27 protein-coding genes are annotated in these 23,832 nt (G+C 65.7%); 14 read left to right on the forward strand and 13 right to left on the reverse strand.

Translation table 11 applies throughout. From position 1 onward, the window contains the following. Positions 1 to 52 precede the first annotated feature (52 nt). The 5 genes from Q319_RS0106310 to Q319_RS0106330 all read right to left on the reverse strand — a co-directional run bounded on the left by Q319_RS0106310 (position 53) and on the right by Q319_RS0106330 (position 4,859). A complete protein-coding gene (locus Q319_RS0106310; RefSeq protein ID WP_029481234.1) occupies positions 53 to 760 on the reverse strand; it encodes an ABC transporter ATP-binding protein in 708 nt (235 codons plus the stop codon). Then, on the reverse strand, positions 753 to 1,592 hold the full coding sequence (locus Q319_RS0106315) for an ABC transporter ATP-binding protein (RefSeq protein ID WP_034414058.1): 840 nt from the start codon (positions 1,590 to 1,592) through the stop codon (positions 753 to 755). The genes Q319_RS0106310 and Q319_RS0106315 overlap by 8 nt, the downstream gene beginning before the upstream one ends. Next, positions 1,579 to 2,586 carry a branched-chain amino acid ABC transporter permease gene (locus Q319_RS0106320; RefSeq protein ID WP_029481237.1) on the reverse strand — a complete coding sequence of 336 codons (1,008 nt, stop codon included), beginning with the start codon at positions 2,584 to 2,586 and terminating at the stop codon, positions 1,579 to 1,581. The genes Q319_RS0106315 and Q319_RS0106320 overlap by 14 nt, the downstream gene beginning before the upstream one ends. Continuing rightward, positions 2,583 to 3,443, reverse strand: coding sequence for a branched-chain amino acid ABC transporter permease (locus Q319_RS0106325; protein WP_029481238.1), 861 nt, complete (start codon positions 3,441 to 3,443; stop codon positions 2,583 to 2,585). Before Q319_RS0106325 ends, Q319_RS0106320 begins: the two co-directional genes overlap by 4 nt. A gap of 276 nt (positions 3,444 to 3,719) precedes the next feature. Beyond that, entirely contained in the window at positions 3,720 to 4,859 is a 1,140-nt protein-coding gene (locus Q319_RS0106330) for an ABC transporter substrate-binding protein (protein ID WP_029481240.1), read from the reverse strand. 278 nt (positions 4,860 to 5,137) lie between these two features. Here Q319_RS0106330 and Q319_RS0106335 point away from each other — a divergent pair, with 278 nt between their 5' ends. The 10 genes from Q319_RS0106335 (at position 5,138) to Q319_RS0106380 (ending at position 13,118) form a co-directional block, all read left to right on the forward strand. Continuing rightward, on the forward strand, positions 5,138 to 5,611 hold the full coding sequence (locus Q319_RS0106335) for an acyl-CoA thioesterase (RefSeq protein WP_051655154.1): 474 nt from the start codon (positions 5,138 to 5,140) through the stop codon (positions 5,609 to 5,611). 244 nt (positions 5,612 to 5,855) lie between these two features. After that, a complete protein-coding gene (locus tag Q319_RS25400) occupies positions 5,856 to 6,665 on the forward strand; it encodes a response regulator (protein WP_051655155.1) in 810 nt (269 codons plus the stop codon). Positions 6,666 to 7,017: 352 nt separating this feature from the next. Next, positions 7,018 to 8,271 carry an argininosuccinate synthase gene (locus Q319_RS0106345; RefSeq protein ID WP_029481246.1) on the forward strand — a complete coding sequence of 418 codons (1,254 nt, stop codon included), beginning with the start codon at positions 7,018 to 7,020 and terminating at the stop codon, positions 8,269 to 8,271. Positions 8,272 to 8,273: 2 nt separating this feature from the next. Beyond that, positions 8,274 to 8,750, forward strand: a complete 477-nt coding sequence (locus Q319_RS0106350) for a GNAT family N-acetyltransferase (RefSeq protein ID WP_029481247.1) — start codon at positions 8,274 to 8,276, stop codon at positions 8,748 to 8,750. Further along, the gene (locus Q319_RS0106355) at positions 8,747 to 9,226 is read left to right on the forward strand and encodes a GNAT family N-acetyltransferase (protein WP_029481248.1); all 480 of its coding nucleotides are present in this window, start codon (positions 8,747 to 8,749) and stop codon (positions 9,224 to 9,226) included. Before Q319_RS0106350 ends, Q319_RS0106355 begins: the two co-directional genes overlap by 4 nt. Beyond that, entirely contained in the window at positions 9,223 to 10,629 is a 1,407-nt protein-coding gene (gene argH, locus Q319_RS0106360; protein ID WP_029481249.1) for an argininosuccinate lyase, read from the forward strand. Before Q319_RS0106355 ends, argH begins: the two co-directional genes overlap by 4 nt. Then, positions 10,629 to 11,120, forward strand: coding sequence for an HIT family protein (locus Q319_RS0106365; protein WP_029481250.1), 492 nt, complete (start codon positions 10,629 to 10,631; stop codon positions 11,118 to 11,120). Before argH ends, Q319_RS0106365 begins: the two co-directional genes overlap by 1 nt. 77 nt (positions 11,121 to 11,197) lie before the next feature. After that, positions 11,198 to 11,716: a GNAT family N-acetyltransferase gene (locus Q319_RS0106370; protein ID WP_051655156.1), complete on the forward strand. Its 519-nt coding sequence runs from the start codon at positions 11,198 to 11,200 to the stop codon at positions 11,714 to 11,716. Positions 11,717 to 12,073: 357 nt separating this feature from the next. Beyond that, positions 12,074 to 12,544, forward strand: coding sequence for a GNAT family N-acetyltransferase (locus Q319_RS0106375; RefSeq protein ID WP_029481252.1), 471 nt, complete (start codon positions 12,074 to 12,076; stop codon positions 12,542 to 12,544). 46 nt (positions 12,545 to 12,590) lie between these two features. Next, on the forward strand, positions 12,591 to 13,118 hold the full coding sequence (locus Q319_RS0106380; protein ID WP_029481253.1) for an N-acetyltransferase: 528 nt from the start codon (positions 12,591 to 12,593) through the stop codon (positions 13,116 to 13,118). Here the strand turns inward: Q319_RS0106380 and xseA are convergent. Together xseA and crcB are read right to left on the reverse strand one after the other, a co-directional pair. Further along, positions 13,102 to 14,328, reverse strand: coding sequence for an exodeoxyribonuclease VII large subunit (gene xseA / locus Q319_RS0106385; RefSeq protein ID WP_029481254.1), 1,227 nt, complete (start codon positions 14,326 to 14,328; stop codon positions 13,102 to 13,104). The two genes, Q319_RS0106380 and xseA, sit on opposite strands and share 17 nt — an antisense overlap. After that, positions 14,325 to 14,705 (reverse strand): fluoride efflux transporter CrcB, encoded by a 381-nt coding sequence (gene crcB / locus Q319_RS0106390; RefSeq protein WP_029481255.1) that lies wholly within the window; start codon positions 14,703 to 14,705, stop codon positions 14,325 to 14,327. Before crcB ends, xseA begins: the two co-directional genes overlap by 4 nt. A gap of 56 nt (positions 14,706 to 14,761) precedes the next feature. On the opposite strand from crcB, the gene Q319_RS0106395 reads away from it, so the two are divergent. Continuing rightward, complete coding sequence (locus Q319_RS0106395; protein WP_029481256.1) at positions 14,762 to 15,679, forward strand: magnesium transporter CorA family protein; 918 nt, start codon at positions 14,762 to 14,764, stop codon at positions 15,677 to 15,679. Positions 15,680 to 15,736: 57 nt separating this feature from the next. Here the strand turns inward: Q319_RS0106395 and Q319_RS0106400 are convergent, their stop codons facing one another. The 3 genes from Q319_RS0106400 to Q319_RS0106410 form a co-directional block, all read right to left on the reverse strand. Then, complete coding sequence (locus Q319_RS0106400; RefSeq protein WP_034414063.1) at positions 15,737 to 16,372, reverse strand: cyclic nucleotide-binding domain-containing protein; 636 nt, start codon at positions 16,370 to 16,372, stop codon at positions 15,737 to 15,739. A gap of 189 nt (positions 16,373 to 16,561) precedes the next feature. Further along, positions 16,562 to 17,482 (reverse strand): histone deacetylase family protein, encoded by a 921-nt coding sequence (locus tag Q319_RS0106405; RefSeq protein ID WP_029481258.1) that lies wholly within the window; start codon positions 17,480 to 17,482, stop codon positions 16,562 to 16,564. A gap of 112 nt (positions 17,483 to 17,594) precedes the next feature. After that, positions 17,595 to 18,518, reverse strand: coding sequence for a CBS domain-containing protein (locus Q319_RS0106410; RefSeq protein ID WP_029481259.1), 924 nt, complete (start codon positions 18,516 to 18,518; stop codon positions 17,595 to 17,597). A 265-nt stretch (positions 18,519 to 18,783) separates the two neighbouring features. Between Q319_RS0106410 and Q319_RS0106415 the strand changes: the two genes are divergently transcribed. Then, positions 18,784 to 20,202 carry a S8 family peptidase gene (locus tag Q319_RS0106415; RefSeq protein WP_029481260.1) on the forward strand — a complete coding sequence of 473 codons (1,419 nt, stop codon included), beginning with the start codon at positions 18,784 to 18,786 and terminating at the stop codon, positions 20,200 to 20,202. Positions 20,203 to 20,304: 102 nt separating this feature from the next. Here the strand turns inward: Q319_RS0106415 and Q319_RS0106420 are convergent, their stop codons facing one another. The 3 genes from Q319_RS0106420 to Q319_RS0106430 form a co-directional block, all read right to left on the reverse strand. Then, positions 20,305 to 20,571 carry a hypothetical protein gene (locus Q319_RS0106420; RefSeq protein WP_029481262.1) on the reverse strand — a complete coding sequence of 89 codons (267 nt, stop codon included), beginning with the start codon at positions 20,569 to 20,571 and terminating at the stop codon, positions 20,305 to 20,307. Between the two features lie 121 nt (positions 20,572 to 20,692). Beyond that, complete coding sequence (locus tag Q319_RS0106425) at positions 20,693 to 21,802, reverse strand: enolase C-terminal domain-like protein (protein ID WP_029481264.1); 1,110 nt, start codon at positions 21,800 to 21,802, stop codon at positions 20,693 to 20,695. Then, positions 21,799 to 22,620: a DEAD/DEAH box helicase family protein gene (locus tag Q319_RS0106430; protein ID WP_415812924.1), complete on the reverse strand. Its 822-nt coding sequence runs from the start codon at positions 22,618 to 22,620 to the stop codon at positions 21,799 to 21,801. Before Q319_RS0106430 ends, Q319_RS0106425 begins: the two co-directional genes overlap by 4 nt. Before the next feature lie 272 nt (positions 22,621 to 22,892). Here Q319_RS0106430 and Q319_RS28105 point away from each other — a divergent pair, with 272 nt between their 5' ends. Both Q319_RS28105 and Q319_RS0106440 read left to right on the forward strand, forming a co-directional pair. Then, positions 22,893 to 23,030, forward strand: coding sequence for a hypothetical protein (locus tag Q319_RS28105; RefSeq protein ID WP_169816506.1), 138 nt, complete (start codon positions 22,893 to 22,895; stop codon positions 23,028 to 23,030). A 68-nt stretch (positions 23,031 to 23,098) separates the two neighbouring features. Continuing rightward, the coding region (locus tag Q319_RS0106440; protein ID WP_029481266.1) for a PRC-barrel domain-containing protein at positions 23,099 to 23,832 on the forward strand (734 nt) is incomplete at its 3' end.

The raw sequence follows: 23,832 nt of genomic DNA on the forward strand, positions 1-23,832 counted from the left end.
CTTCTGAGTGTTCTCGGGGGGAGAGGCAGATTGCCCCCTCCCCCTGTCCTGACTACACCCCCAGGTAAGCGCTCCGAACCCGGTCATCCGTCATCAGTTCCTGCTGGGTGCCCTGCAAGGTCAGCACGCCGCTTTCCATCACGTAGCCCCGGTGCGCGATGTCCAGGGCAGCGTAGGCGTTCTGCTCGGCCAGCAGCACGCTGACCCCGGCCTCGTTGACGCGCTGGATGGCCGCGAAGACCTGTTCCACCACCATCGGCGCGAGGCCCAGGCTGGGTTCGTCCAGCAGCAGCAGTTGCGGGCGGGCCATCAGGGAGCGGGCAATCGCCACCATCTGCTGTTGCCCCCCGGACAGGCTTCCGGCGGGGGCGCTCCGCTTCTGCACCAGATCGGGAAACAGGGTATAAACGCGCTCCAGCTCCTTGTTGGTGCCTGCCGCGTCCTTGCGGTGAACGAACGCGCCCAGCCGCAGGTTCTTCTCCACGCTCAGTTCGGGAAACAGCAGGCGACCCTCGGGACACTGCGCGACGCCGTGTTCCACGTTGTATTCAGGTTTGCCGCCCGTCAGCGGCGTGCCGTTCCAACTGGCCGTGCCGCCGCTGGCCCGTTGCAGACCGGACAGCGTGCGAAACAGCGTGCTTTTGCCCGCGCCGTTGGCCCCCAGCATCACCACGATCTCGCCGGGGTTGACATTCAGAGAAATGGCGTGCAGGGCGGTAAAATGGCCGTAATTGACGCTCAGATTGCGGACCTCAAGCATGGTTAGAATCCTTGATCAGTGGAACTGTGGTGGAGGCTGGAGTGTCCCCGTTGCTGGCCTGCCCCATCTGCCCGCCGTGGGCATGGCTGCCCAGATACGCCTCGATCACGGCGGGGTCACGGCTGACCTGCGCGGGCGTGCCCTCGGCGATCTTCTGGCCGTGGTGCATCACCAGAATCTCGTCGGCCAGACCCATCACCAGGCTCATCTTGTGTTCCACCAGCGCCACGCTCAGGCCGCCCACCACCAGTTCACGGATCAAGGCCATCAGGTTGACCGTTTCCTCGGGGTTCATCCCGGCGGCGGGTTCGTCCAGCAGCAGCAGTTTGGGATCGCTGGACAGGGCCATCGCAATCCCGACGCGCTTCTGGCCCTCCTGCGTCAGCGCCCCGGCAGGCAGATGCGCCTGCGCGGCCAGCCCCACCCGTTGCAGCGCGGCCATGCCCCCCACGTGGCTTTCCTCCTCGTCGTGCTTCTCGCGCCCGGTTCGCAGCAGGGCGTCCCACAATCCGGCGCGGGTGCGGACGCGGTGGCCGATCATGGCGTTGTCCAGCACGCTCAGTTCCTTGTAGATGGTGGTGGTCTGGAAGGTGCGAGCAATGCCGCGCGCCACCACGTCGTGCGTGGGCAGTCGCGTGATGTCCTGCCCCATGAAATGAATGCTGCCCGTGGTGGGCTGATAAAACCCGGAGATCAGGTTGAAGAAGGTACTCTTGCCCGCCCCGTTCGGCCCGATGATGGCGGTGATCTTTCCGGCCTCGATGCTGGCGGTCACGTCCTGAACGGCGTGGTTGCCGCCGAAACGGATGCCCAGCCCCTTAACTTCCAGCACGGGTGACCTCCTTCTGGTGGGGTGGCGTGGCGGGTGGCGCGGCAGGCGGCGGGGTACGGCGCGCGGTCAGGCGGTGCCACAGGCCCACCAGTCCCTGCGGCGCGAACATGATCAGCAGCACCAGCAGCGGCCCAAAGATGATGTATTGATAGTCCTGCAATCCCTTGAGGTTCTGCGCCAGCGTGTACATCAGCGCAGGCCCCAGCAGCGGCCCGGCCAGCGTTCCCAGCCCGCCCACCAGCAGGTACAGCAGGATGGTGAAGGTCTGGATCGGCCCAGTGGACGCCGAACCCAGGAAGCCCAGCGAGGTGGCGTACAGCCCGCCCGCGAAGCCCGCGATGGCGGTGGACAGCATCATGGCCCGCAGCTTGTGAGAGTACACGTCGATGCCCGCACTGCGCGCCAGATCGTCGCCGCCGCGAATGGCGATCAGTGAACGCCCGAACACGCTGCCCCGCGCCCGCGCCACCGCGATGACCGTCAGCGCCAGACTGATCAGCGCCAGATAGAAAAAGCCCCCCGACAGCTTGAGGCCCACACCATTGGCTAGTGCCTCCAGCCCGCCGGGAGGTTGAATGCCGTTCAGGCCGTCGTTGCCCCCGGTCAGCGCGTCCCACTTGTTGATGACCAGCATGATGATCACGCCCACGCCCAGGTTGAAGATGGCAAACGTGTCGCCCTTAGTACGGAAGGCCACCAGCCCCAGCAGCAGCCCGGCTAGCGCGGTAATCGCCACCGCCACCGGCCACGCCAGCCAGAAACTCCAGCCCGCCTTGAGGGTCAGGATGCCAGTCGCGTAAGCTCCGATTCCGAAGAATCCGGCGTGTGCCAGCGGCAATTGCCCGGTGTAGCCCAGCAGCACGTTCATGCCATACGCCAGAATCGCGTAGATCATGATGTTCACGCCGATGTCCAGCACGTACCCTGATGGGTTGAACAGAGGAACCAGCGCGGCCAGAACGAACACAGCCACCCACCACATCCAGCCTTTCATGTGCCCCTCTTGAACAGGCCCTGGGGCCGGATCGCCAGCACCAGCACCAGCATGGCAAAGCCGATCACGTCGGCAAAGTCCAGGCTGATGTACGCGCCGCCAAAGGTTTCGGCAAACGACAGCAGAAACGCGCCCACAATCGCCCCTGGCACACTGCCCATGCCGCCCAGGATGATGATGGCAAAGACCTTGAGATTCATGACCTCGCCCATGCTGGGGCTGACCAGCAGGGTGGGGGCAATAAGTGCCGCCGCCGCTGCCGCCAGCAACCCAGAAATGGCGAAGGTCAGCGCGCCCACGCGGTTGGTGTTGATGCCCACCAGCCGCGCGCCCTCGCGGTTCTGCGACATGGCCTCGATGGTTGCGCCCGTCAGCGTGCGTTTCAGGAAGTAGTTCAGGCCCACCACGACCACCACGCTGGCGGCGATGATGATCACGCGCTGCCAGGTGATGATGATGCCGCCGATTTCCACGATGCCGTTGATGGGCGCGGGAATCTGCTTGAAATCCGGCCCCCAGATCAATTGCACGGCGGCCTCCAAGAAGAACAGCACGCCAATCGCGGCGATCATCGGTGACACATGCGGCGCGTTCCGCAGCGGATAAAAGATCACCCGTTCCATCAGGGCGGCCAGCAGCGCCACGCCGATGGCCGCCAGGATCAGCGACGGCACGTAGCCGATGCCCAGCCCGGTCAGCGAGGCGTAGGTCAGGTACGCGCCCAGCATGTACAGCCCGCCGTGCGCGAAATTGGGCACGCGCATCACGCCGTATACCAGGGTCAGGCCCAGCGCCACCAGCGCGTAGACCCCGCCCAGCGCCAGGGCATTCAGGAATTGTTGCAGGAAAGTGATCAAGGGGTTGGTCCTCCAGGGAAGGGGGCGAGAGGGCGCAGTTTCACCATCAATAAAGCATCAGGCACTACAGCATCAGGGCGGAACTCAAACGATTGAGAAAAGTTGCTGGTCTGGTTTGCTGCTTACACTCTCGCAGGTGACCCACAGACTTGCTTGCAGACTGACTCAGCCGGACTAATGCGCCTCCAGGCAATCAAAACGCGCCCCGAAAAACTCAGTCGGGGCGCGGGCAGCAGGGCAGCTTTCAGGCAGAACCTGAGCGCTGCCCTGGCCGCCCTATTTGAAGATCTTGCTGACGCGCAGCTTGGTGTACTTGCCGTCCTTGACGCTGGCGATGATGAACTCGGCGTCGGCGTGGCCGTCCGGGGTCACGCCCAGCATCTTGAAGACGGTGCTGCTGCGGGGCAGCGCCTTGGCGGCGGCGTCCAGATTGGCCTTGATCTTGACCGGATCGGTGGTGGTTCCGGCCAGCTCCATCGCCTTGGCCAGCACGTTGATCCCCATGTAGTTCAGGGCCGCTTCACTGGTGGGAATCTTCTTGTACGCCTTCTGGTACTGCGCCACGAAGACCTGCGTTCCGGCGAACTCCTTGGTGGGCAGCACGCCCACGGAGCCGTTCAGGTAGGCCACCGGCACGATCTGGTCCATCTGCTCGAACTTGGCCTGATCCATCACGATGAAGCCGCCCTTGAAGCCCTGCTCACGGGCGGCCTTGACCACCAGCGCGGTGGGCTGGCTGGGGCCGCCGATAAACAGCACGTCGGGCTTCTCGGACAGGGCCTTGGTCACGGCGGCGCTGTAGTCCACGGTGGTGCCGTAATCGACGCCGTTGTTGCTGCCCACGGTGCCGCCCTGCTTCTTCCACTCGCCGGTCACGGCCTCGGCCCACTGCTTGCCGTAGGCGCTGGTGGTGCCGATCATGCCCAGCTTCTTGCCGAAGGCCTTGATCTGCGTGGACACGAAGGGTTGCAGGTAGTTGTCGTAGCGCGGCGGCAGCATGAAGGTCAGCGGGTTCTTGGCGGCCAGGATCGCGGGTTCGCTGGAGTAGGCCACCAGCAGGAAGGACGGATCGCGGGTGGTCAGCGGCTGCACGGTCAGGATGCCCCCGGCGTGCGGCACAAAAATGATGTCAATGCCCTGCGAGGTCAGTCGCTTGACGTTGGTGGCCGTCTCGTTGGGCAGGTAGCGGTCATCCAGGCTGACCAGCTTGAAGGTGACCTTCTCGCCGGCCACGGTCACGCCGCCCGCCTTGTTGATGTCGTTGATGCCCATCTCGATGCCGCTCTGGACATCTTTGCCGTAAAAGGCCGCGCCGCCCGAGAGGGGGCCGGAGTAGCCGATATTGACGACCTTATCGGCGAGGGCGGAGCTGGCCAAAGCTAAAACGAGGGCAGGGAACAGAAGTCTGGTCTTCATGGGTGAACCTCCGTAATCCAGAGTCGTAGTGGACGGTGCCAAATACGCTGGACGCAGTACAAGTTGTGCGTGGAACACATGCTGTCATGGGCAGGCGGGGGTGTCAAATGCTCTGCCCCCAATTGATGAAGTTCCCAGTTGAGAGGTGGGGGATGGGCAGACCTTTAAAAGGCGGTCCACCGCCGCCTGACACGACTTGCCGCGCTGTATTCCTGGGGACTGCGCCAGGTGATATTGCACTCGGCGACTTGGCACTGGGGGGCACTAGACTCGGGGCAATGACTGGTTCCCTCCCCAAAAATGCCGCCGCCCCGCCTCCCATCACCCCGGCCCCGCGCAGCCGCGCCCGCATGCTGGAACTGGTGTTTCCCAAGGACACCAATTATCTGGGTACGGCGTTTGGCGGCTGGGTGCTGTCTCTGATGGACAAGGCTGCCAGCGTCGCGGCGGTGCGGCACGGCGGCGGCAATGTGGTCACGGCGCGTATGGACGGTGTGGATTTCCGGCTGCCGATCCGGGTGGGAGACGCCGTGGCTCTGGACGCGCAGGTGGTCCGGGTGGGCCGCAGCAGCATGACCGTGCGGGTGGACGTGTACCGCGAGACCATGACCACCGGCGAGCAGGAACTGGCCACGACGGGCACCTTCGTCTTCGTCGCCGTGGACGGGGACGGCAAACCCTGCCCGGTGCCGCCGCTGCCCGAGGGTCAGGAGACGCCCAGCGCCCACCCGGACCATCAGGCCCGGCCCTGAACGGAGACGGCTGGGGTCAGGTTGGTGGGGGTTGAGTCGGCTGGGATTGGAAGGGCGGGAGGTCTTCTCCCGAACGCCAGAGTCGAGAACCCGGCATTTCGAGCGACACAGCGTATTTCAGGCCCAACGCACGCCCAGCTTCATGAAGAAGTCCGCATCTTAAGAAATCCATGTGAAGTTCTCACCTTTATCAGCGAATGACGTAAGGCGCGCGATACAGCCGCCTGCTTAGGCTCTGGGAACTATGACGGCCTCCTCCCCCCATCCCTCGGTGCTGATCGTTGACGACAGCCCCGGTGTTCTGCTCACCATGCACCGGCTGCTCTCGCCTCACGTCAGCGTGCAGATGGCGAGCAGTGCCCACGCCGCGCTGGAGGTGCTGACCTCCGACACCGCGCTGGTCCTCAGCGACGTGCGGATGCCGGGCATGGACGGCCTGGAACTGGCCCGCAGGCTGCGAGAGGGCCGCCCGGAGCTGTCCGTGGTCCTGATGAGCGGCATCGTGGAGGACAGCCTGCGCCGTCAGGCCCGCGAACTGGGCGTGCTGGACGTGATGCGCAAGCCCCTGCAATCCGAGGTGCTGCTCTCGTCGCTGCCAGGCTGGTTAAACGGTGATGTGGACGACGCTTCCGGTGCGGAGCAGGAGGACGGTGATGACGGTCTGCTGCCCAGCACCCCGGTTCTGCAAGCGCCCGAACTGAGCTTTCAGGCCGCTCAGGCGTGTGTGGGCGGAATCAACCTGCTGCCCGGTGTGCTGTCGTCGTGCGTGTTCGGCGAACAGGGCGAGCTGATCGCGGGTTCGGCCCAGTTGCCCGCCCAGCTCGGGGCTTACCTGGGTTTTCTGTGCAGTACCTCGGCGTCCCTGAGTCTGCATCTGGGCGGACAGCAACCCATGCAGGCGGTGCAGATCGAGTTCGGGGACCGCGTGCTGGTGGTCTGCCCCTTCGGCGCGGGCGTCGTGACTGCTCTGGTTCACGACACCCCGGCGGCCAGCGGCGTCAAATCCTGGATGCGAACGCACGCAGGTGAACTGAACCCGCGTTCGCTGCATTAAAAACTGCTGCATTAAAAACCATTTTTGAGAAATGGAGGAGTTCATCTGGAAGGCCGCTGAGGTGTGGGGAGCGGCCTTCTTATTTTTATCCGTTGATCTTCGTATCGGTACCTCAAGCCTCAAACCCGTCCAAACTAATGTCTGTGACAGCTTGACCCCCCACGCCCAGCCTGCTAGATTCTGTATAGCTATGCGTAAAAACCGCATAACAATACATATGACACCAGACTCAATTTCCCGACGCTAAAGATTCCGCCTGACCCGCAGCTTGTGATTGACACTGCGGGAATGGGCGGCGCTGTCATGCGCCGGGCTTTTGCGTTGCCTGACCTTTCTAGGAGACAATCAAGCCATGACTGACCCCAACAGCACAGCCGCCAGCAGCCGCGAAAAAATCGTCCTCGCCTACAGCGGTGGCCTGGACACCAGCATCATCCTCAAGTGGCTCCAGACCGAGCGCAATTACGACGTGGTGTGCTTCACTGCCGATCTGGGCCAGGGCGACGAGGTAGAGGAAGCCCGCGTCAAGGCGCTGAATACGGGTGCGGTGGCCGCCTACGCGCTGGACCTGCGCGAGGAATTCGTGCGCGATTACGTGTTTCCAATGTTCCGGTCCTCTGCGCTGTACGAGGGCTATTACCTGCTGGGCACGTCCATCGCCCGCCCGCTGATCGCCAAGAAAATGGTGGAAATTGCGGCCAAAGAGGGTGCGGTGGCCGTGTCGCACGGCGCGACGGGCAAGGGCAACGATCAGGTGCGCTTCGAGATGACCGCCTACGCGCTGAATCCCGACATCGTGACCGTGGCCCCGTGGCGCGACTGGGACTTCCAGGGCCGCGCCGATCTGGAAGCCTTCGCGCATGAACACAACATCCCCGTTCCCACCACCAAGAAAGACCCCTGGAGTACCGACGCCAACATGCTGCACATCAGCTACGAGGGCGGCATTCTGGAAGACCCCTGGACGGAAGCCCCCGCCCACATGTTCAAGCTGACGGTGAATCCCGAGGACGCTCCCGACGAGGCGCAATACGTGGAAGTGGAATTCGTGAACGGCGATCCGGTGAGCATTGACGGCGAAAAGCTTTCTCCCGCAGACCTGCTCCAGAAGGCCAACGAGATTGGCGGCAAGCACGGCATCGGGCGCATTGATCTGGTGGAAAACCGCTTTGTGGGCATGAAGTCGCGCGGCGTGTACGAGACCCCCGGCGGCACGTTGCTGTACCACGCCCGCCGCGCCGTGGAAAGCCTGACCCTTGACCGCGAGGTGCTGCACCAGCGCGACGCCCTGGGTGTGAAGTACGCCGAACTGGTCTATAACGGCTTCTGGTTCGCCCCCGAGCGCGAGGCGTTGCAGGTTTACATTGATCACGTGGCGCAGTCGGTCACGGGTACGGCCCGGTTGAAGCTGTACAAGGGCAACTGCGACACGGTGGGCCGCAAAGCGCCGCAGAGCCTGTACGACAAGGACCTCGTGAGCTTTGAGGCGGGCGGCGACTACAACCAGCACGACGCCGGAGCATTTATCAAACTGAATGCCCTGCGGATGCGCGTGCAGGCGCGGGTGCAGGCCAGGGCTGGGCAGAAGGACGCGGCGAAGGTCTGAGCGTGACTCTGCCGCCCGGCCTCACCCTGCGCGCCGCCACTCTGGCCGACGCTGAACTGATCCAGGCCCAGCGCGACGCCATGTTCACCGACATGGGCAGCGACGTGGCGCGGGTACAGGCGAGTTCTGCCCCCAGTCTGGAGTGGTTGCGCGGCGCACTGGCCGACAGCACGTATTCCGGCATCCTGGTCGAGAAAGACGGGGAAGTCATGGCGGGTGCGGGCGTTTCCTGGCAGATGCTTCCGCCCAGCCCGCGCACCGTGACCCCGCTCCGGGCCTATATCCAGAACGTTTATGTGGCCCCGGAACATCGGGGGCAAGGGCTGGCCCGATATCTGATGCAGGTTCTGCTGGCCGAATGCCGGGCGCGCGGCGTGGAACAGGTCAGCTTGCACGCCTCCGACGCGGGGAGGCCCACGTATCTCAAGCTGGGTTTTGTTTCCACCAACGAGATGCGCCTGACTCTGGAGCCGTCGTGATTCGCCCCGTGATCGCCGCCGATCTGCGCGCCTTCCACGCCGTGATGATGGCGGCGGACATGGACCCCCGCTCAAGCTGGAACCGCACGACGCTGGAGGGGCTGGAGCAATCGCTGTTTGCTCCCGGCTTAGGCGGATTCGTGGCCGTCGATGGCGGAAAGGTCTGCGGCTGCGTCGGCTTTCGCCCGGATGGGGAAGACACGCTGACGCTGAATAAACTCGCCACCTTGCCCCGGTATCGCGGCCAGGGCATCGGCGTGGCGCTGGTGCGGGCGGTGGAACAGTTCGCTTCTGAACGCGGATTCGGGCGGGTGCTGCTGGCTGTCTCGCAGTTCAATTTAGAGGTTGTGCCGTATTACGAGCGGCTGGGATACGTGCAGGCGGATGAAATTTATGCGTTTGCCAGTCCGGGGAGTCCGGTACCAGTGGTGCTGGTGAAGGCCATTCAAAGTCCCCTTCAAAAGGTTGTGACATGACGAATACCAAAGACAAGAAACTCTGGGGAGGCCGTTTTGCCGAGGCCACCGACAGCCTCGTGGAACTGTTTAACGCCTCCGTGTCCTTTGACCAGCGCCTGTACGAGCAGGACATTCGCGGTTCGCTGGCCCACGTCGCCATGCTGGGGCAGGTGGACATCCTGACCGCCGAGGAGGTCGCGCAGATCACGGGCGGTCTGAATGCCGTGCTGGACGACATTCACGCTGGAGAGTTCGAGTGGCGTCTGGACCGCGAAGACGTGCATATGAACATCGAGGCCGCGCTGCGGGACCGCATCGGCCCAGTGGCGGGCAAGCTGCATACTGCGCGCAGCCGCAACGATCAGGTGGCGGTGGATTTCCGGTTGTTCACCAAGGAAGCGGCACACGATCTGGCCGCCCAGACCCGTGCCTTACGCGCCGTGATGGTGGCGGAGGCCGAGCGGGCGCTGGATGCGGGCATCATCCTGCCCGGTTACACGCACCTTCAGGTGGCCCAGCCCATCCTGCTGGCGCACTGGTTCATGGCCTACGCCGCCATGCTGGAGCGCGACGAGGGCCGCTTTCTGGACGCTGCCGTTCGCATGGACGAGTCGCCGCTGGGCAGCTCCGCACTGGCCGGGACGCCGTGGCCGATTGACCGCCACACCGTGTCTACCGCGCTGGGTTTTGCCCGCCCTACCGCCAATTCCCTGGACGGCGTGGGCAGCCGGGACTTCGCGCTGGAATTTCTGAGCGCCTGCGCCATCCTGTCCGCCCATATCTCGCGCCTTTCGGAAGAACTGATTCTGTACAGCACCTTCGAGTTCGGCTTCCTGACCCTGCCGGATTCGCACACCACGGGTAGCAGCATCATGCCGCAGAAGAAGAACCCCGACGTGTCCGAACTGGCGCGCGGCAAGGCGGGCCGTGTGTTTGGCAACCTGATGGGCCTGCTGACGGTGGTCAAGGGAACGCCGCTGGCCTACAACAAGGACTTGCAGGAGGATAAGGAGGGTGTGTTTGACAGCTACGACACCTTGTCCATCGTGCTGCGCCTGTACGCCGACATGCTGCCCAAATGCGAGTGGCACGCCGAGAAGACCCGCGAGGCGGCGGCGCGGGGCTACAGCACGGCCACCGATGTCGCCGATTTCCTGGCCCGCCAGGGCGTCCCTTTCCGCGAGGCGCATGAGGTGGTGGGCGGTCTGGTGGGCGTGGCCTCACGCAGTGGCCGCCAGTTGTGGGAACTGACCGACGAGGAATTGAAAGCTGCTCATCCTTTGCTGAATGCCGAAGTCGCGGCCTCGCTGACCGTGGAAGAAAGCGTGGCAGGCCGTCAGAGCTACGGCGGCACTGCGCCCAAGCGGGTGCGTGAGGCGGTGGACGCGGCGAAACTGGCGCTGGGGCTGGCGGCGAACTGATGGACGTGACGGTCAATCTCGACGGCACCCTCCTGGGCAAGCGGCAGGAGGAGTGGGCGCACTGGCTGGCGCATCCGCAGGACAATCCGCTGTCCACGCGGGCCACGTTCGTGGGCGCTGAGGTGGTGCTGGCAAACGAGTTGTGCGTGTACGTGCAGGACTCACGTTACAGCGATGGTCTCCGCGCTTCTGGCTATATCGTCACCCGCCGCCCCTGCGAAACTGTATTTGACCTGACCCCCGCTGAGGCTTCTGCCGCCCATGAGCTGCTGGCTGAGGTCCGCACCCATCTAGAGGCCACAGTCAAACCAGATGGCTACACAGTCGGCTGGAACGTCTTCCCAGCGGGTGGGGCGCATATTCCCCACGTCCATCTGCACGTCATTCCGCGCTGGAACACGGACGCCTCGGCGGGCGCGGGCCTGCGCTATTTCCTGAAAGCGGCGGCCCAGGCCGAGGACCGACGACAACAGCTCCTTGGCTCCCTTTAAGGGGAGCTGGCCGCGCAGCGGACTGAGGGGTTTACCTTCAGCTCAAAAGTCAACAAAGTCCCTCCAGAGGTTCCCCCATGACCCCCACCAACATCCCCAACTCCCACCCACCTCTTTCCCAGATGCACGTCAAGCTGCGCCAGGCCGCGCCCGCAGATTTTCCCACCGTCCTCGCGCTGCTGGACGGCTGCGGGCTGCACACCCAGAGCGTCACACCGCAGGGGAGCACCTACTGGATCGCGGAGCTGAACGGCGTGCCGGGCGGCTGCATTGGCCTGGAACACGGCGAGGGGGTCTCGCTGATCCGCTCGACTGCCGTTCTCCCGGAGGCGCGTTCTCAGGGGCTGGGCCGCGCGCTGGTGACCTCGGCGCTGACGCACGCCAGCCTGCGCGGGGACCGGGCTGTGTACCTGTTCAGCCAGGAGGCTGGGGATTACTGGGGGCGCTTCGGCTTTGTTCCGGTGGGCGTGGACGAGATCAGCGCCGCGCTGCCGGACACGTCCCAGGTCAGAAGTGGGCTGCTGAAAGGCTGGATTCACGGCGAGCAGGCGTGGAAGCGTGAATTGAATCATGAATCGACTGCGGGCCGGACGTGACCCCCGGACGCCCAGGGCTACTGCAAAGTCAGCTTCAGGGGGTAGAAGTGCGGCAAACCGGAAGGCAAACCCCTCAGTCTGCTTCGCAGCCAGCTCCCCTCAAAAGGGAGCCAAGGGGTGCAAAAGAACGTGCAGCGCGGCAATCTCCTTGCCTCCCTTCTAAGGGGAGGTGGCCCGTAGGGCCGGAGGGGTTAAGCGGGACTGCCCACCCCACAATCGACTTTGCGTTAGCCCTGCCCGGACGCCTGCCACGGGCGCGGGACGTGCGCTATTCTTCCGACGTTCTCAATTCAGGTGCGCCGGGACCGCTCGGCGAATTTTCTATTCTTTCCCTTTTCTTTCCCGGAGGAATTTCCCATGACCGATCAGAATATTCAGATCAGGCTGGCTGCGGCCAGCGACAAGGACACCGTGGTGCGCGTGTTTCACGAGGCTGGGCTGGACACCGACGAGGCGATGGCGACGGGCACCACCTACTGGGTGATGGAGCGCGGCGGCCAGCCCATCGGCGCGATTGGCCTGGAACACGGCGATGGGGCCTCGCTGCTGCGCGGCGCAGCCGTGATGCCGGACGCGCGGGGTGGGGGTCTGGGACGGCGGCTGATCATGAGCGCCACCGAGTACGCCCAGGGCCGGGGGGACCGCGCCATCTACATGTTCAGCAGCGGCGGCGACTGGAGTACCTTCGGTTTTACCCAGGTGCCGATGGCCCTGGTCATGGGCGATATTCCCGACGCGCCGCAGGTCAAGGCGTACCGCTCCGGCGGCCAGCGCCCCGGCGACACCACCTGGATGCGCGACCTGACCAGCGGAGCCAGCAAGGCGTAAGCCGGGGGACCGTCCGGGTTTTTCCAGCCTCACCGAGGTGTTGCCCATGACCCTTTCCCTGGACTCGATTGCCATTCCCGACATTCACCCGCAAGCGCCGTTGCATGGGCGCAAGGCCAAGTTGTCGGACATTGAGGCCATTCACGAGCTGATCGGCTACTGGGCGGCGCGTGGGCAGATGCTGGTGCGCTCACGCGCCCTGCTGGCCGAGACCATCCGCGACTTTCACCTGATCTTCGCCGATGCCCACGAGGGTCAGGTCGGTGGTCTGGCGGGCGTCTGCGGCCTGCATCTGCTGGCCCCCGATCTGGCGGAGGTGCGCGGCCTCGCCATTCATCCCAACATGCAGGGGCGCGGCCTGGGCAAGCAACTGGTGGCGGCGTGCGAGCGGGAAGCGCGCGAGATCGCCCTGCCCGCGCTGTTCGCGTGGACCTACCAGCAGGTCTTTTTCGAGAAGTGCGGCTTCACGCGCATTGACAAGACCCACCTGCACCCGAAAGTCTGGAGCGAGTGCCAGCGCTGCGCCTTCTTTGAAAACTGCAACGAGATCGCCATGCTCAGGGTGCTGGAGTAGGGGAGACGTTCTCAATCACAGCGCCTGCCTTGCCGTCCTGCCACTCCAGCGTGAGCCGCTGCCCCGCCGTTACCGCTGCCGCCCGCGTGACGGGTTGGCCCTGCGCATCCCGCACCAGGGCGTAACCACGGGCCAGGGTGCGTTCGGGGGTCAGCCCCAGTGCCTGCCGCATGAGGGCATCCACGTCGGCGCGGGCTGTATCGCTCTGGCGGCTGGCAGCGCTCAGGATGCGGTCCCTTGCCCACAATGCCCCGGCGTCGGCTTCCACCAGCACGGACGCGGCGGCGGCGCGGACGGTGCGAATATTCTCCTGCGCCTGTGCGGCGGCCCCAGCCACTGTGCGGACGATCAGGGCGGCGGCTTTGCTGGGCGTGTCGGTGCGAATGGCTGCCACCTCGTCGGGCAGGGAGTCGTCGCGGGCGTGGCCCAGGCCGGTGATGACGGGGGCGGGAAACGTCGCGAGGGCGCGGGCGAAGGCCAGATCGTTCAGCCACGCCAGATCGGTCACGGCCCCGCCGCCCCGGATGACCACCAGTGCGTCTAGCGGGGCTTCCCCGTGCAGGTCCAGCGCCGCCTCTGCCGCACGCAACAGACTGGCGGACGCCTCGCGGCCCTGAAACGTGGCTTCCAGATAGGTGAAGTCAATGACCCCAGCCATCTCCAGTGGGTCCGTCTCCTGGCGAAAGTCGCCCAGGCCCGCCGCCCCGCTCGGTGAGATTACGGCCACCCGTGCGAAGTCGGCGGGCGGGGGCAATAGACGGTTCAACCCATAGACGCCCTCCTGCACCAGCGTCTGCCGCAGCGTGTCCAGGCGCAGCGCCGCGTCCCCCAGCGTGTATTCGGGCGACAGGTCCAGCACGTTCAGCGAGAAGCCGTATTGCGGATGAAATTCCGGCTGGCAGAACAGCAGCACTTTTAAGCCTGCCGTCAGCGTGCCGCCCGTCGCCTGCCTGAATTTGCCCTCCAGGCTGAAGCGTTCGCGTGCCCAGACGGTGGCGCGGCATTTGGCCACCTCGCCGTCCTCGCCCAGTTGCACCAGATCTATATACAGGTGGCGGCGGTCCGTCACCGAGGCCACCTCCGCCCGCACCCACACGGCCCCCGGCATCCCCCGCGCGATCACCTGCCCGATGTAGGCCAGCACCTCGGAGAGTTCCAGGAACTGCTCGGGCGGGCGCGTCGGCTCGGTCTTTTTGCGCCGTTTGGTCATAATCTGGCCCCCAGCAGCCTTCCGAAGATGGCCGCCGTCAGCCCCAGGCCCACACTGCCCAGTGCGTAGAGCAGCGCCTGCACCGCCTGTCCGCGCAGCAACAGCCCGTCCATCTCGGCGCTGAAGGTGGAGAAGGTGGTGAACGCACCCAGCACCCCTGTCCCAAAGGCCACCCTTACCGCCTCCGGCACCACGCCGCGCCCGGCCAGCGCCAGCGTCAGGCCCAGCAGGAACGATCCCAGCACGTTGATCAGCAGCACGGCGTAGGGAAAACCCGTGCGGGCCACCAGCGGCAGCAGGGCCATCACCGCCCCCTGACGGCAGGCGGCCCCCACCGCGCCTCCCAGCATCAAGGAAATCCACAGCGCGGGCGTCATGGGCAACAGAATAGTGCGTGAATGTCGGGACGCTGTGTGCGCGTAGCATCAGGGCCATGATCCGTGCCAAGCACCTTGCCAGTGGGGAAGCCCTCGAGTGGATGGGGCAGACCCAGGGGGTCTGGGTGGACGTTCAGGACGTGACGCCGCCCGAACTGGCCCGTTTGCAGGCGGCCTTTGCCCTTAACGAGCTGGCCCTGGAAGACGTGCTGGAACACGGCCACTGGAGCCGCGCCGAGCAGTACCCCGAACACACCTTTATCACCGTCCGTTCTTTCTCGCACCCCGATAAGGAGGACGAGGACACCGAACGCATCAGCATTTTTGGGTTCACGGACGCGGCGCTGACCTTCAGCACGAACGGCACGGCGGCGCTGCGAAACGTCTGGGCGCTGGTGGGCCGCGAGAATGTCAACCTGCCCGCCGAGGTCACCTACGAACTGCTGGACCACACCGCCGATACCTTTTTTACGCTGGCCGAGGCGCTGGAGAGGCGCACCGACGCGCTGGAGGAGCAGGTGTTTAAAAACAGGCGCGACAACCCGGTCCCCGATATTTTTGAGGTCAAGCACCTGCTGTCGCAGGGCCGCCGCCTGGCCAGCGACGCCCGCGAGGCTGCCGCGCTGCTGGGCCGCCACGCCACCGCCACCCCCGCCGATCTGGTCCGTTACCGCGACGCCCAGGACAGTTTCACCCGCGCGGCCAGCCACCTGGACGGCCTGCGCGATTTCCTGACCAGCCTGCTGGACCTGCACCTGAACCTCCAGAACCAGCGCATGAACGAGGTGATGCGGACCCTGACCGCCGTCAGCGTGATCTTCTTGCCCCTGACCTTTCTGGCCGGGGTGTGGGGCATGAACTTCAGGGCCATGCCGGAACTGGAATGGCCCCTGGGCTACGCGGTGGCCTGGGGCAGTTTCCTGCTGATCGGCGGCCTGCTGGCCCTTTACTTCAAGCGGCGCGGCTGGTGGTGAAGCCAGAAAAAATCCCTCTCCAACACTGTGGAGAGGGAAGATCAGAACGGAAGAGATTCAGCCGTGGTAGCCGCTCAGGCCCTTGAGGCGAGTCTCGTCGATCAGGGTCAGGCAGCGGTAGGCGGGCAGCAGCAGACCGTCGTCGCGCATCTCGCCGATCAGCTTGCTCACGCTTTCGCGGGTGGCCCCAGTGCCCTCGGCGATCAGTTCGTGCGTGGCGCGGACATAACGTGCGCCGTCGGCGTGCTGGCCGCCCAGGGTGCTGTCGGCCAGATTCAGCAGGTAACGGGCGATGCGCTCACGCAGGTCGCCGTCCTGGATATGCACGCCGTCGGTCATCATGCGCTGGAGCTGCGCGCTCAGGCTGCGGGTCAGGTCCCACAACTCGGCGGCGGACAGGTGTTCGGGGTGGATGGGGGTCAGCGCGGCGTCGGTCAGCGCGACGACCTGATGGGCGCGGGTCTGGCCGTGCAGCGTTTCCTCACCGAAAATGTCGCCGGGGTGGATGTGACGAACGGTCAGGTTGCGGCCCTGCGGCGTCAGGCGCACGGCGCGCATCAGGCCGCTTTCGAGGCGGTACAGGCTGGGAGAGCTGTCCCCTGCGTAATACAGCGTCTGGCCACGGCGCACCTGACGGGTGGAGAGATCGGTGTGGGTGATGGGAAGAACGGCGGTGGGGTTTACGTAGGTCATAGACGCTCCTGTGACGATAAGGGGCATTTCAGAAAATAAGTTCGGCTCACTCGAGTCGGACCTGCGTATTTCACCTGACGCCTCTTCTCTGAACAGCCTTTCGTACCAGCACTGTACAAGCTTTGAACAACCTCTGAACGTTCAGGCCACACAGTATGAAGGCAGACCAAATATCAAATAACCTTGCGATTAACCAAAGACGTCCAGACCGTCAAAAACCACGCTGGCATGGGCTTTGATGGTGAGTTCATGGTTGTTGTTGTAGCCGCCCGCCAGCACCGTGACCACTGGGATGTCCGCTGTTTTTGCCCAGTTCAGCACCGTGCGGTTGCGTTCCCGAAGGCCCTCCAGGCTCAGGGCAAAGCGCCCGAAGCGGTCCCCGGCCAGCACGTCCGCCCCCGCCAGATACAGCAGTAAGTCAGGCCGGAACGCGTCTATGGCGGGCAGCGCCTGTCGACGCAGCACGTCCAGATACTCGCTGTCGGTCACGCCGTCGCCCAGGCCCAGGTCCAGAGAGCTGATCTCCTTGCGAAACGGGTAATTGCGCTCGCCGTGAATGCTGAGGGTAAAGGCCCGTGCCTCCGCGCCCAGCATGGCCGCCGTGCCGTTGCCCTGATGCACGTCCAGATCGATGACGGCCACCCGCGAGGCCAGCCCGTCGTCCAGCGCCACCTTTGTGAGCAGCGCGGCGTCGTTCAGCAGGCAAAAGCCCTCGGCGCGGTCCCGGAAGGAATGGTGCGTGCCCCCGGCCAGATTCGCGCCCCAGCCGGTGTTCATGGCGTCATGCAGGGCCGCCAGCGAACCGCCCGCCGCGCGGCGCGAACGCTCCACCATCTCCGGCGACCACGGCAATCCCAGGGCGCGTTCCTCATTTTTCCCCACCTCGCCGCGCCGCCAGCGCCGCAGCCAGTGCGGATCATGCGCCCGCGCCGCGTCGGCCCAGCGCAGGGCGGGCGCGTCCGGCACGGGCAGATGCGGGCGCAGCAGCTCGCGCACCCCGGCGTATTTGTAATACGGAAAGCGGTGGCCCTCGGGCAGCGGAAAGTGAAAATCGGCAGGCGAGTAGGCCCGGAAGGAATGAGTGAATGAAGGTGGGGCGGCGGCGCACATCCCCCTCAGTCTGCGGCAGACGGCGAAATCAGAGGGAGAGGGGGGTTACGGGGTTGTAGGAAGGCGCTGAGGGATGGCCTCCTCAACGCCTCCTTCTCAGCCCGTTCCCGCTCTAGCCCTCGTTTGCCTGCCCCAGCACGGTTTTCAGCACGTCACTGATGGTCACCACGCCCAGCAGATTGCCGTCGTCATCCACGATGGGCAGGCCGTGAACGTTCAGCGCCAGCATCTGGCTCAGGGCGTCGCGCATGGGGGTGCCGCTCCGCAGATGGCCGGTGGGCGGGCGCATCAGGTCACGGGCCGTTTTGCCTTCCAGGAAGAACTGTCCGCCCATGACCGTGTCGCCGTGGCTGACGCTGGCGCGGTCCAGGGCCTCGGCCAGATCAACCTCGTGCAGCAGGCCCGTCAGCACGCCCCCCTGAAGCACCGGCAGCACGCGCAGGCGCGAGATCTTTAATTTGGCCGCCGCTTCGTGGGCCGGTGCGTCGGCGGGGGTGGTCACCACGCCCACGGTCATGTGCTGTTCCACCGCGCCCCAGCGCAGGCGGGGGGTTTTCGCCTCTGCGCGCAGCACGTCGGTCAGGGTCAACATGCCCAGGACAACGCCGTCTCCGTCCACCACGGGCAGCCCGCCGATATGCCGCTCCAGCATGGTGCGAACCGCCGTCGCCAGCGGCGTTTCAGGGGTGACCGTATGCACAGGCTGGCGCATGGCCTCGCGCACCCGCACCCGCCCGACCCGGCCCGCGAAATCCCAGGGGGTCAGGCCCTCGCTCAGCGGCGGCAGGTTGCGCCGGATCTCGCCGTCCGTGAGGATGCCGACCACCCTGTTGTTCTGGGTCACCGGAAGCCGCTTGACCTTCAGTTCCTGCATGGCGACCACGGCGTCGGCCAGCGTCTCGTGTGCGCCGATGCTCACGGCGCGGGGGTGCATGGCGTCCTGCACCGTCAGCGCGGGCATGGAGTTGGGGGCGGCTGCGTGCTGAGGCGTTGCGGCCTGGGAAACTGCGATCTGGGGCGTGGTCTGATCGGACATGGGGCAAACCTCCGGGCTGGGCTGAGTTGCTGCGTGGGGTGCGGGCGGGCTTCTGGACTGGGAACAGCCTCTTCTCCTGGCATTACGGGCGCATTACCGCGCGTGGTGGAACGGCTGGGCGGCGCGCACCGCTCTGTATTTACTATTTATTTCTCTGGATTTCCCTGGCTATATTTCCGTGGCGATTTCTCGTGCAATTTTTGGGACAGTGGTCCGGGGGCGCAGGCCCCACGCGTCTCAGCTTCCGGGCCTGTACCCTGAAACCATGCCCCGCCGTGTGCTGATGCCCGCCCTGCTGTTGTCGCTGCTGCTGACCGCCTGTGTGGACCAGCCACCCGCGCCGGAGCCGAAGCCCAAGCCGGACCCGGTGGAGCCGCCCGCACCAGCGGCCTGCCGTACCCTGGGGGCTGCCGGGGCAGGGGTGGCCTCTGTGGAGGGACTATCCGGGCAGCGGCTGGAGGGGCAGTGGTCGCAGGCCAAATCCGACTGGAGCGCCGCGCGTGTGCCGGGGCAGGTGCTGGTTTTGCAGGGCAGCGCCGGGGGCGACCTGAGTGGGGACAACCTGAGTGCCCAGGCCCTGCGTGCCCTGTCCGGCGTGCAGATGCAGGCCGTGGTGCCCGGCGTGCAACTGGCCCGGACCCCGGCGGGCGAGGATGACCGGGCCTTCGCGGGGCGTCTGGCGGCGGCGGGTCTGCGGACCCAGCCCAACTACGTCTACCGTGCGCTAGCCCTGCCGAACGATCCGGCTTTTCCAGGCAACGCGGGCCTTGAGGTAAAGGGCGTCAATGTGTTCCAGACCTATCTGACGCGTAGCGGGGTTCCGGCGGCCTGGGACGTGCTGAAGGCGGCAGGCAAAACGCCACGGGGGGCCAGCGTCGCCGTGCTGGATTCGGCCCCGGACCGCAGCCATCCCGAATTGCAGGGGCGGTTGGAGGCTGGCGTGTCCTGTCTGGCGGCTGGCCCCGAAACGGGCGCGGTGACGGGCAGCGAACACGGCACCGAGGTCGCGGGCCTGATCGGCGCGAACACCAGCAACGGCGTGGGCCTCGCGGGCGTGGTCTGGAGCGGGCCAATCACGGGGATCGAGGTGCTGGACCGCAGTGGCAGCGGCAGCACGGTGGACCTGACCGCCGGATTGAATTACGCCGCGCAGCAGGGGGCCAGGGTGATCAACATCAGTCTGGGTGCGCCGGGAATAGATGATGCGGTGCTGGGCGCAGCGCTCACGGCGGCGGCGAAAACGGCAGTGATCGTCGCGGCGGCGGGCAATTCGGCCAATGAAGGGGTCTATTACCCGGCCAGCCACCCGGACGTGATCGCTGTCGGGGCACTGGGCAGCAGCGACGGCGCGCTGGCGTGCTACAGCGCCCGCCCGAACCCCCAGCTTCCCCGCGCGCTGGACATTGTCGCGCCCGGTGGGGTGGGCGGAAGGTGCCCAGGGTTCAAGCCCGAGCTGGATATCCCCGTCCTCGCAGTCGGTGACAGGGTAGAGGACCAGTACAGACTGGAGGCGGGCACCAGTTTCTCTGCCCCGCTGGTCAGCGGTGTCGTGGCCCTGATGCGCGGGGCCAACCCCGGCCTGAGCGCGGAACAGACCCGCACCCTGGTCCTGGCGAATGTCAACCGTTCCGGCGGGCTGCCTGTGCTGGACGCTGCCGCCGCTGTGCGCGCCGCACTGCGCTAGCCGCCCTGCGCCAGAGCTAGAACGCCAGCGCTGGACCACCAAAAATGGCGGCCCCAACCGCAGGCCGCCATCCGCTTTTCCTGAGTGTCCCAGACGCCGCCCCTACTGGGGCATGCTCCCTGGCAGCAGCGTGGGCGTTTGCAGGTGGCGCACCAGCAGCACAAACACCACCGCCGCGTGCAGGATCAGCAGGCCGAACAGACCCTCCTCAGGGGCCGTGGCGTAGCCGTAGGCCCCCACCAGTTGAAACAGGGTCATGACCAGCAGGGCGCGTGGGCGGCGCTCGGGAAAACGCAGGTATAGATACAGGCCACCACCGATGCTGAACAGCAGAGGAAGAACGAGGGCGTTAAGCATTCCTTGATCCATGCCTCATTATCCGCGCCGTTTTCTGACAGGTCTGTCACCTGCATAGAATTCCTGCCGGACGGTACAGCGTGCGCGGCGCGGGCCGGAACCGATGGTCGCCCCGGCCTGCGCCGCCGCGTGACTACAGGCGGTAACGCGCCAGTTTCTGCGGGTCCACCGTATGTTCACGCAGGCCGTCCACATCCAGCCAGCCGTCCTTGAAGGTGATCGGCAGGTTCAGCAGGTCACCTTGCAACTTCAGCACGAAGCTCAGTTCACACGGCTCGGTCACCTCGGCGCGGGTGGACAGCAGGGCGGCGTGCAGGGTGCCCAGGCCGCTGCTGGCCTGCGATCCCACCATGCCGCGCTTGCCGCGCCGGGCGGCCTCGCGCAGCATCCACGCGCCGTCGGTGAAGCCGTTACGGGCAGTCTTGACGTTCAGCACGTCGAAGGTATTGAAGTCCAGTTCCCGCTCCAGATCGGCGGGGGTAAAGCAACTGTCGTCCGCCACGATAGGCAGGGGGCTGCGGGCGTGCAGGTCGGCCCGCGCCCGAAGCTGGCGCACCGGCAGCGGTTCTTCCACATACAGCAGCCCGGCCTCCCACATGGCTTCCAGGGCGGCAGGGGCCGTTTCCGGGGTCAGGGTCTCGTTGCTGTCGGCATATAGCAGCACGTCCGGGCCGAAGGTGCGGCGCAACTCGGCAATCACGGCCAGATCGTGGGCATGGTTGCGGCCCACCTTGACCTTCAGGCAGCGCACGCCCGCCGCCACCACGCGCTCGGCCTCGGCCAGCATGTCGGCAGGGGTGCCCAGACCCAGGATAAAGCTGACCCGCACGCGGGGATTCGGCCCCAGCAGCGTGTCGAACAGCGTTTTTCCCCCGGCGCGGGCGCGGGCGTCGTGCACCGCCATGTCCAGCGCGCCGCGCGCCGTGTGGTTGTTCGCCACGCTGTTTCGCACGCGGTTCAGCCCGTTTTCATCGGCAATGTCCAGCCCGGTCAGCGCCGGAGAAAGGTGGGTCAGCACGGCCACCACGCTGCCGGGGGTCTCGCCGTAGATGGTGGGGCGCGGCGTGGCCTCGGCCTGTCCCACCGTGCCGTCGGAGAGGGTCACGCGCACCAGCACATGCTCGGCGGCGCTGATGGCGGAGTGCGCGCCCCACGCCAGCGCGGAGGTCAGCGGCAGCCGGAAAGGAATGGCCCCGATCTGCTGGACCGTGACGCCGCTGGGGGGGGCCTGGGAACCGCTCATGCCCAGTCCTGCACGGCCCGCGCCACCTGTGCCGGACTCAGGGCCACGGTGTCCAGAACCAGCGCCCGCTCCGGCGGCAGCCCGCGCAGAAAGGTCTCGGCGGCGGCGGGATCGTACTGGCGGCGCTCGCTCAGCACGATCCGCACCTTTGCCAGCACTTCCGTTGCCGCGCAGTCTGGGCCTTCCAGCGCGGCCAGCCCGTCCAGTTCGGCGGGGGAGAAGACCCCGGAAACGCCCGCCAGACCGTCCAGATCGGCCCGCAGTGTGCCCCTCGTTGCCGTGCCTGCCACCTGATCGAAACGGTCCCCCCGGCCCAGCAGGCGGCGCACGCGCACGGCGTCGGGGGCACCCAGTGCCACGAAACGCCACGCCGGAAAGCTGTGGGCGGCGTAAGTCACCTCGTCCAGCCCGCGCAGGCCGTCGAACAGCGGGGACCGGCCCCAGTGGCGGGTGTCGGCCAGCAGCGATCCCAGCGCCTGCGCTATGCCGCCGGGATGGGCGGCGCGGTACTGCGCGGTCAGGGCGAAGCGTTCTTCGCGGTCCGTTACGGCGCGGCCCACCCCCGGCCAGATCATCACCGCGTCGGCCACCTCGCGGCGGTTGGGCAGCACCCGCTGTCCTCCCAGCTCCCGCAGCGCCTCCAGCGCCGTACTCTTGCCCACGCCGGTCACGCCCACCAGCACGGTCAGCGGCAACTCGCCCAGCGTCCGCTCATGCTGGAGGCGTTCCCCGTGTTCAGGCGGCGCAGTATTGCTAGAGGCATTACCGACAGAGGCCGTGTCGGCACGCAGATGGGGCAGAGAGGGACTGTCGCTCACGCCGTTCAGGCTACACGGGCCAGGAAGGCGGTGGTCCAGGGTGGTCCAGCCAGCGCGGCGCGCATCCGATCTGCCGTTGCCCGTATTTTTTGCCCTTCCCTGGACTTCTTGCCCTTCTGCGGGCTGATTTGGGGACAGGGAGGCGGGCTGCAAGGTGCGTTGCGCGTCTGTTAAATTTTATAAAGACCACCGCAAGACCAGGACAAGTGCTGCTGAGGACTTCAGCCATCACTGACCCGCCGTTCATCTCTACACTTTGGGATGGAGGCAACATGACCCGACTCAAAGGCAAAGGCGGTGGCGGCGGCAGTATCTGGCTGCCCATCCTGCTGATCATTATCGTCGTTTTCCTGCTGGCGTATTTTCTTTATCTGAAGCCGCAGGGCATCCTCGATCTGGGCTTCATTTAGAGTTGCCCAACCTCGTTTTCTGCACTTCTTCTCTTCAAATTTTCTGTTTTTACACTGGAGCGTAACCCATGATTAAAGGCAAAGACATTCTGGGACGGCACATCGTCGCCATCGATTCGGGCCAGCGCATCGACAACGTGCATGACCTGATCTTCGATCATCAGGCCAATGAGGTTCTGGGCCTGCTGGTTGACGAGGGCGGCTGGTTCCGCGCGGCCAAGGTGGTCCCCTTCGAGATGATCCGCTCGATTGGCGAGGACGCCATCATGATCGACTCGGCAGACCACGTCACCACCACCCGCGACGATGACCGGCTGGCCGACGTGCTGGACAGCAAGATCAGCCTGATCGGGATGACCCTGCTGACCACCGACGGGCAGGACCTGGGCAAGATCGCCGACGTGTATTTCGACGAGAAGACCGGCAAGGTGGAGGGTTACGAGGCCACCGGCGGGCTGTTCTCGGACCTGAGCAACGGGCGGACCTTCGTGCCCGCGCCGGAAAATGTGCAGATCGGTGAACACGCCGCCATTGTGCCCGTGTCGGTGGCCGCCGCCATGCAGGAGCAGGAACCGGGCGGACTCAAGGGAGCCTTCAGCAGCGCGGGCGACTCGATCAAGGGCGCATACGAGAACGTCGCCGACGCCACCAAGGAGCGCCAGAAAGAGTACGCCACCGGCAAGACGGCGGGCGGCGACATCACCCTGGAAGACGGCACCGTGATCGTGACCAAGGGCGACACCATTACCGCCGAGCAGGCCGATCTGGCCGAGCAGCACGGCAAGCTGGGCGCGCTGGCGAC

Source organism: Deinococcus marmoris DSM 12784 (genome assembly GCF_000701405.1).
GTDB lineage: Bacteria > Deinococcota > Deinococci > Deinococcales > Deinococcaceae > Deinococcus > Deinococcus marmoris.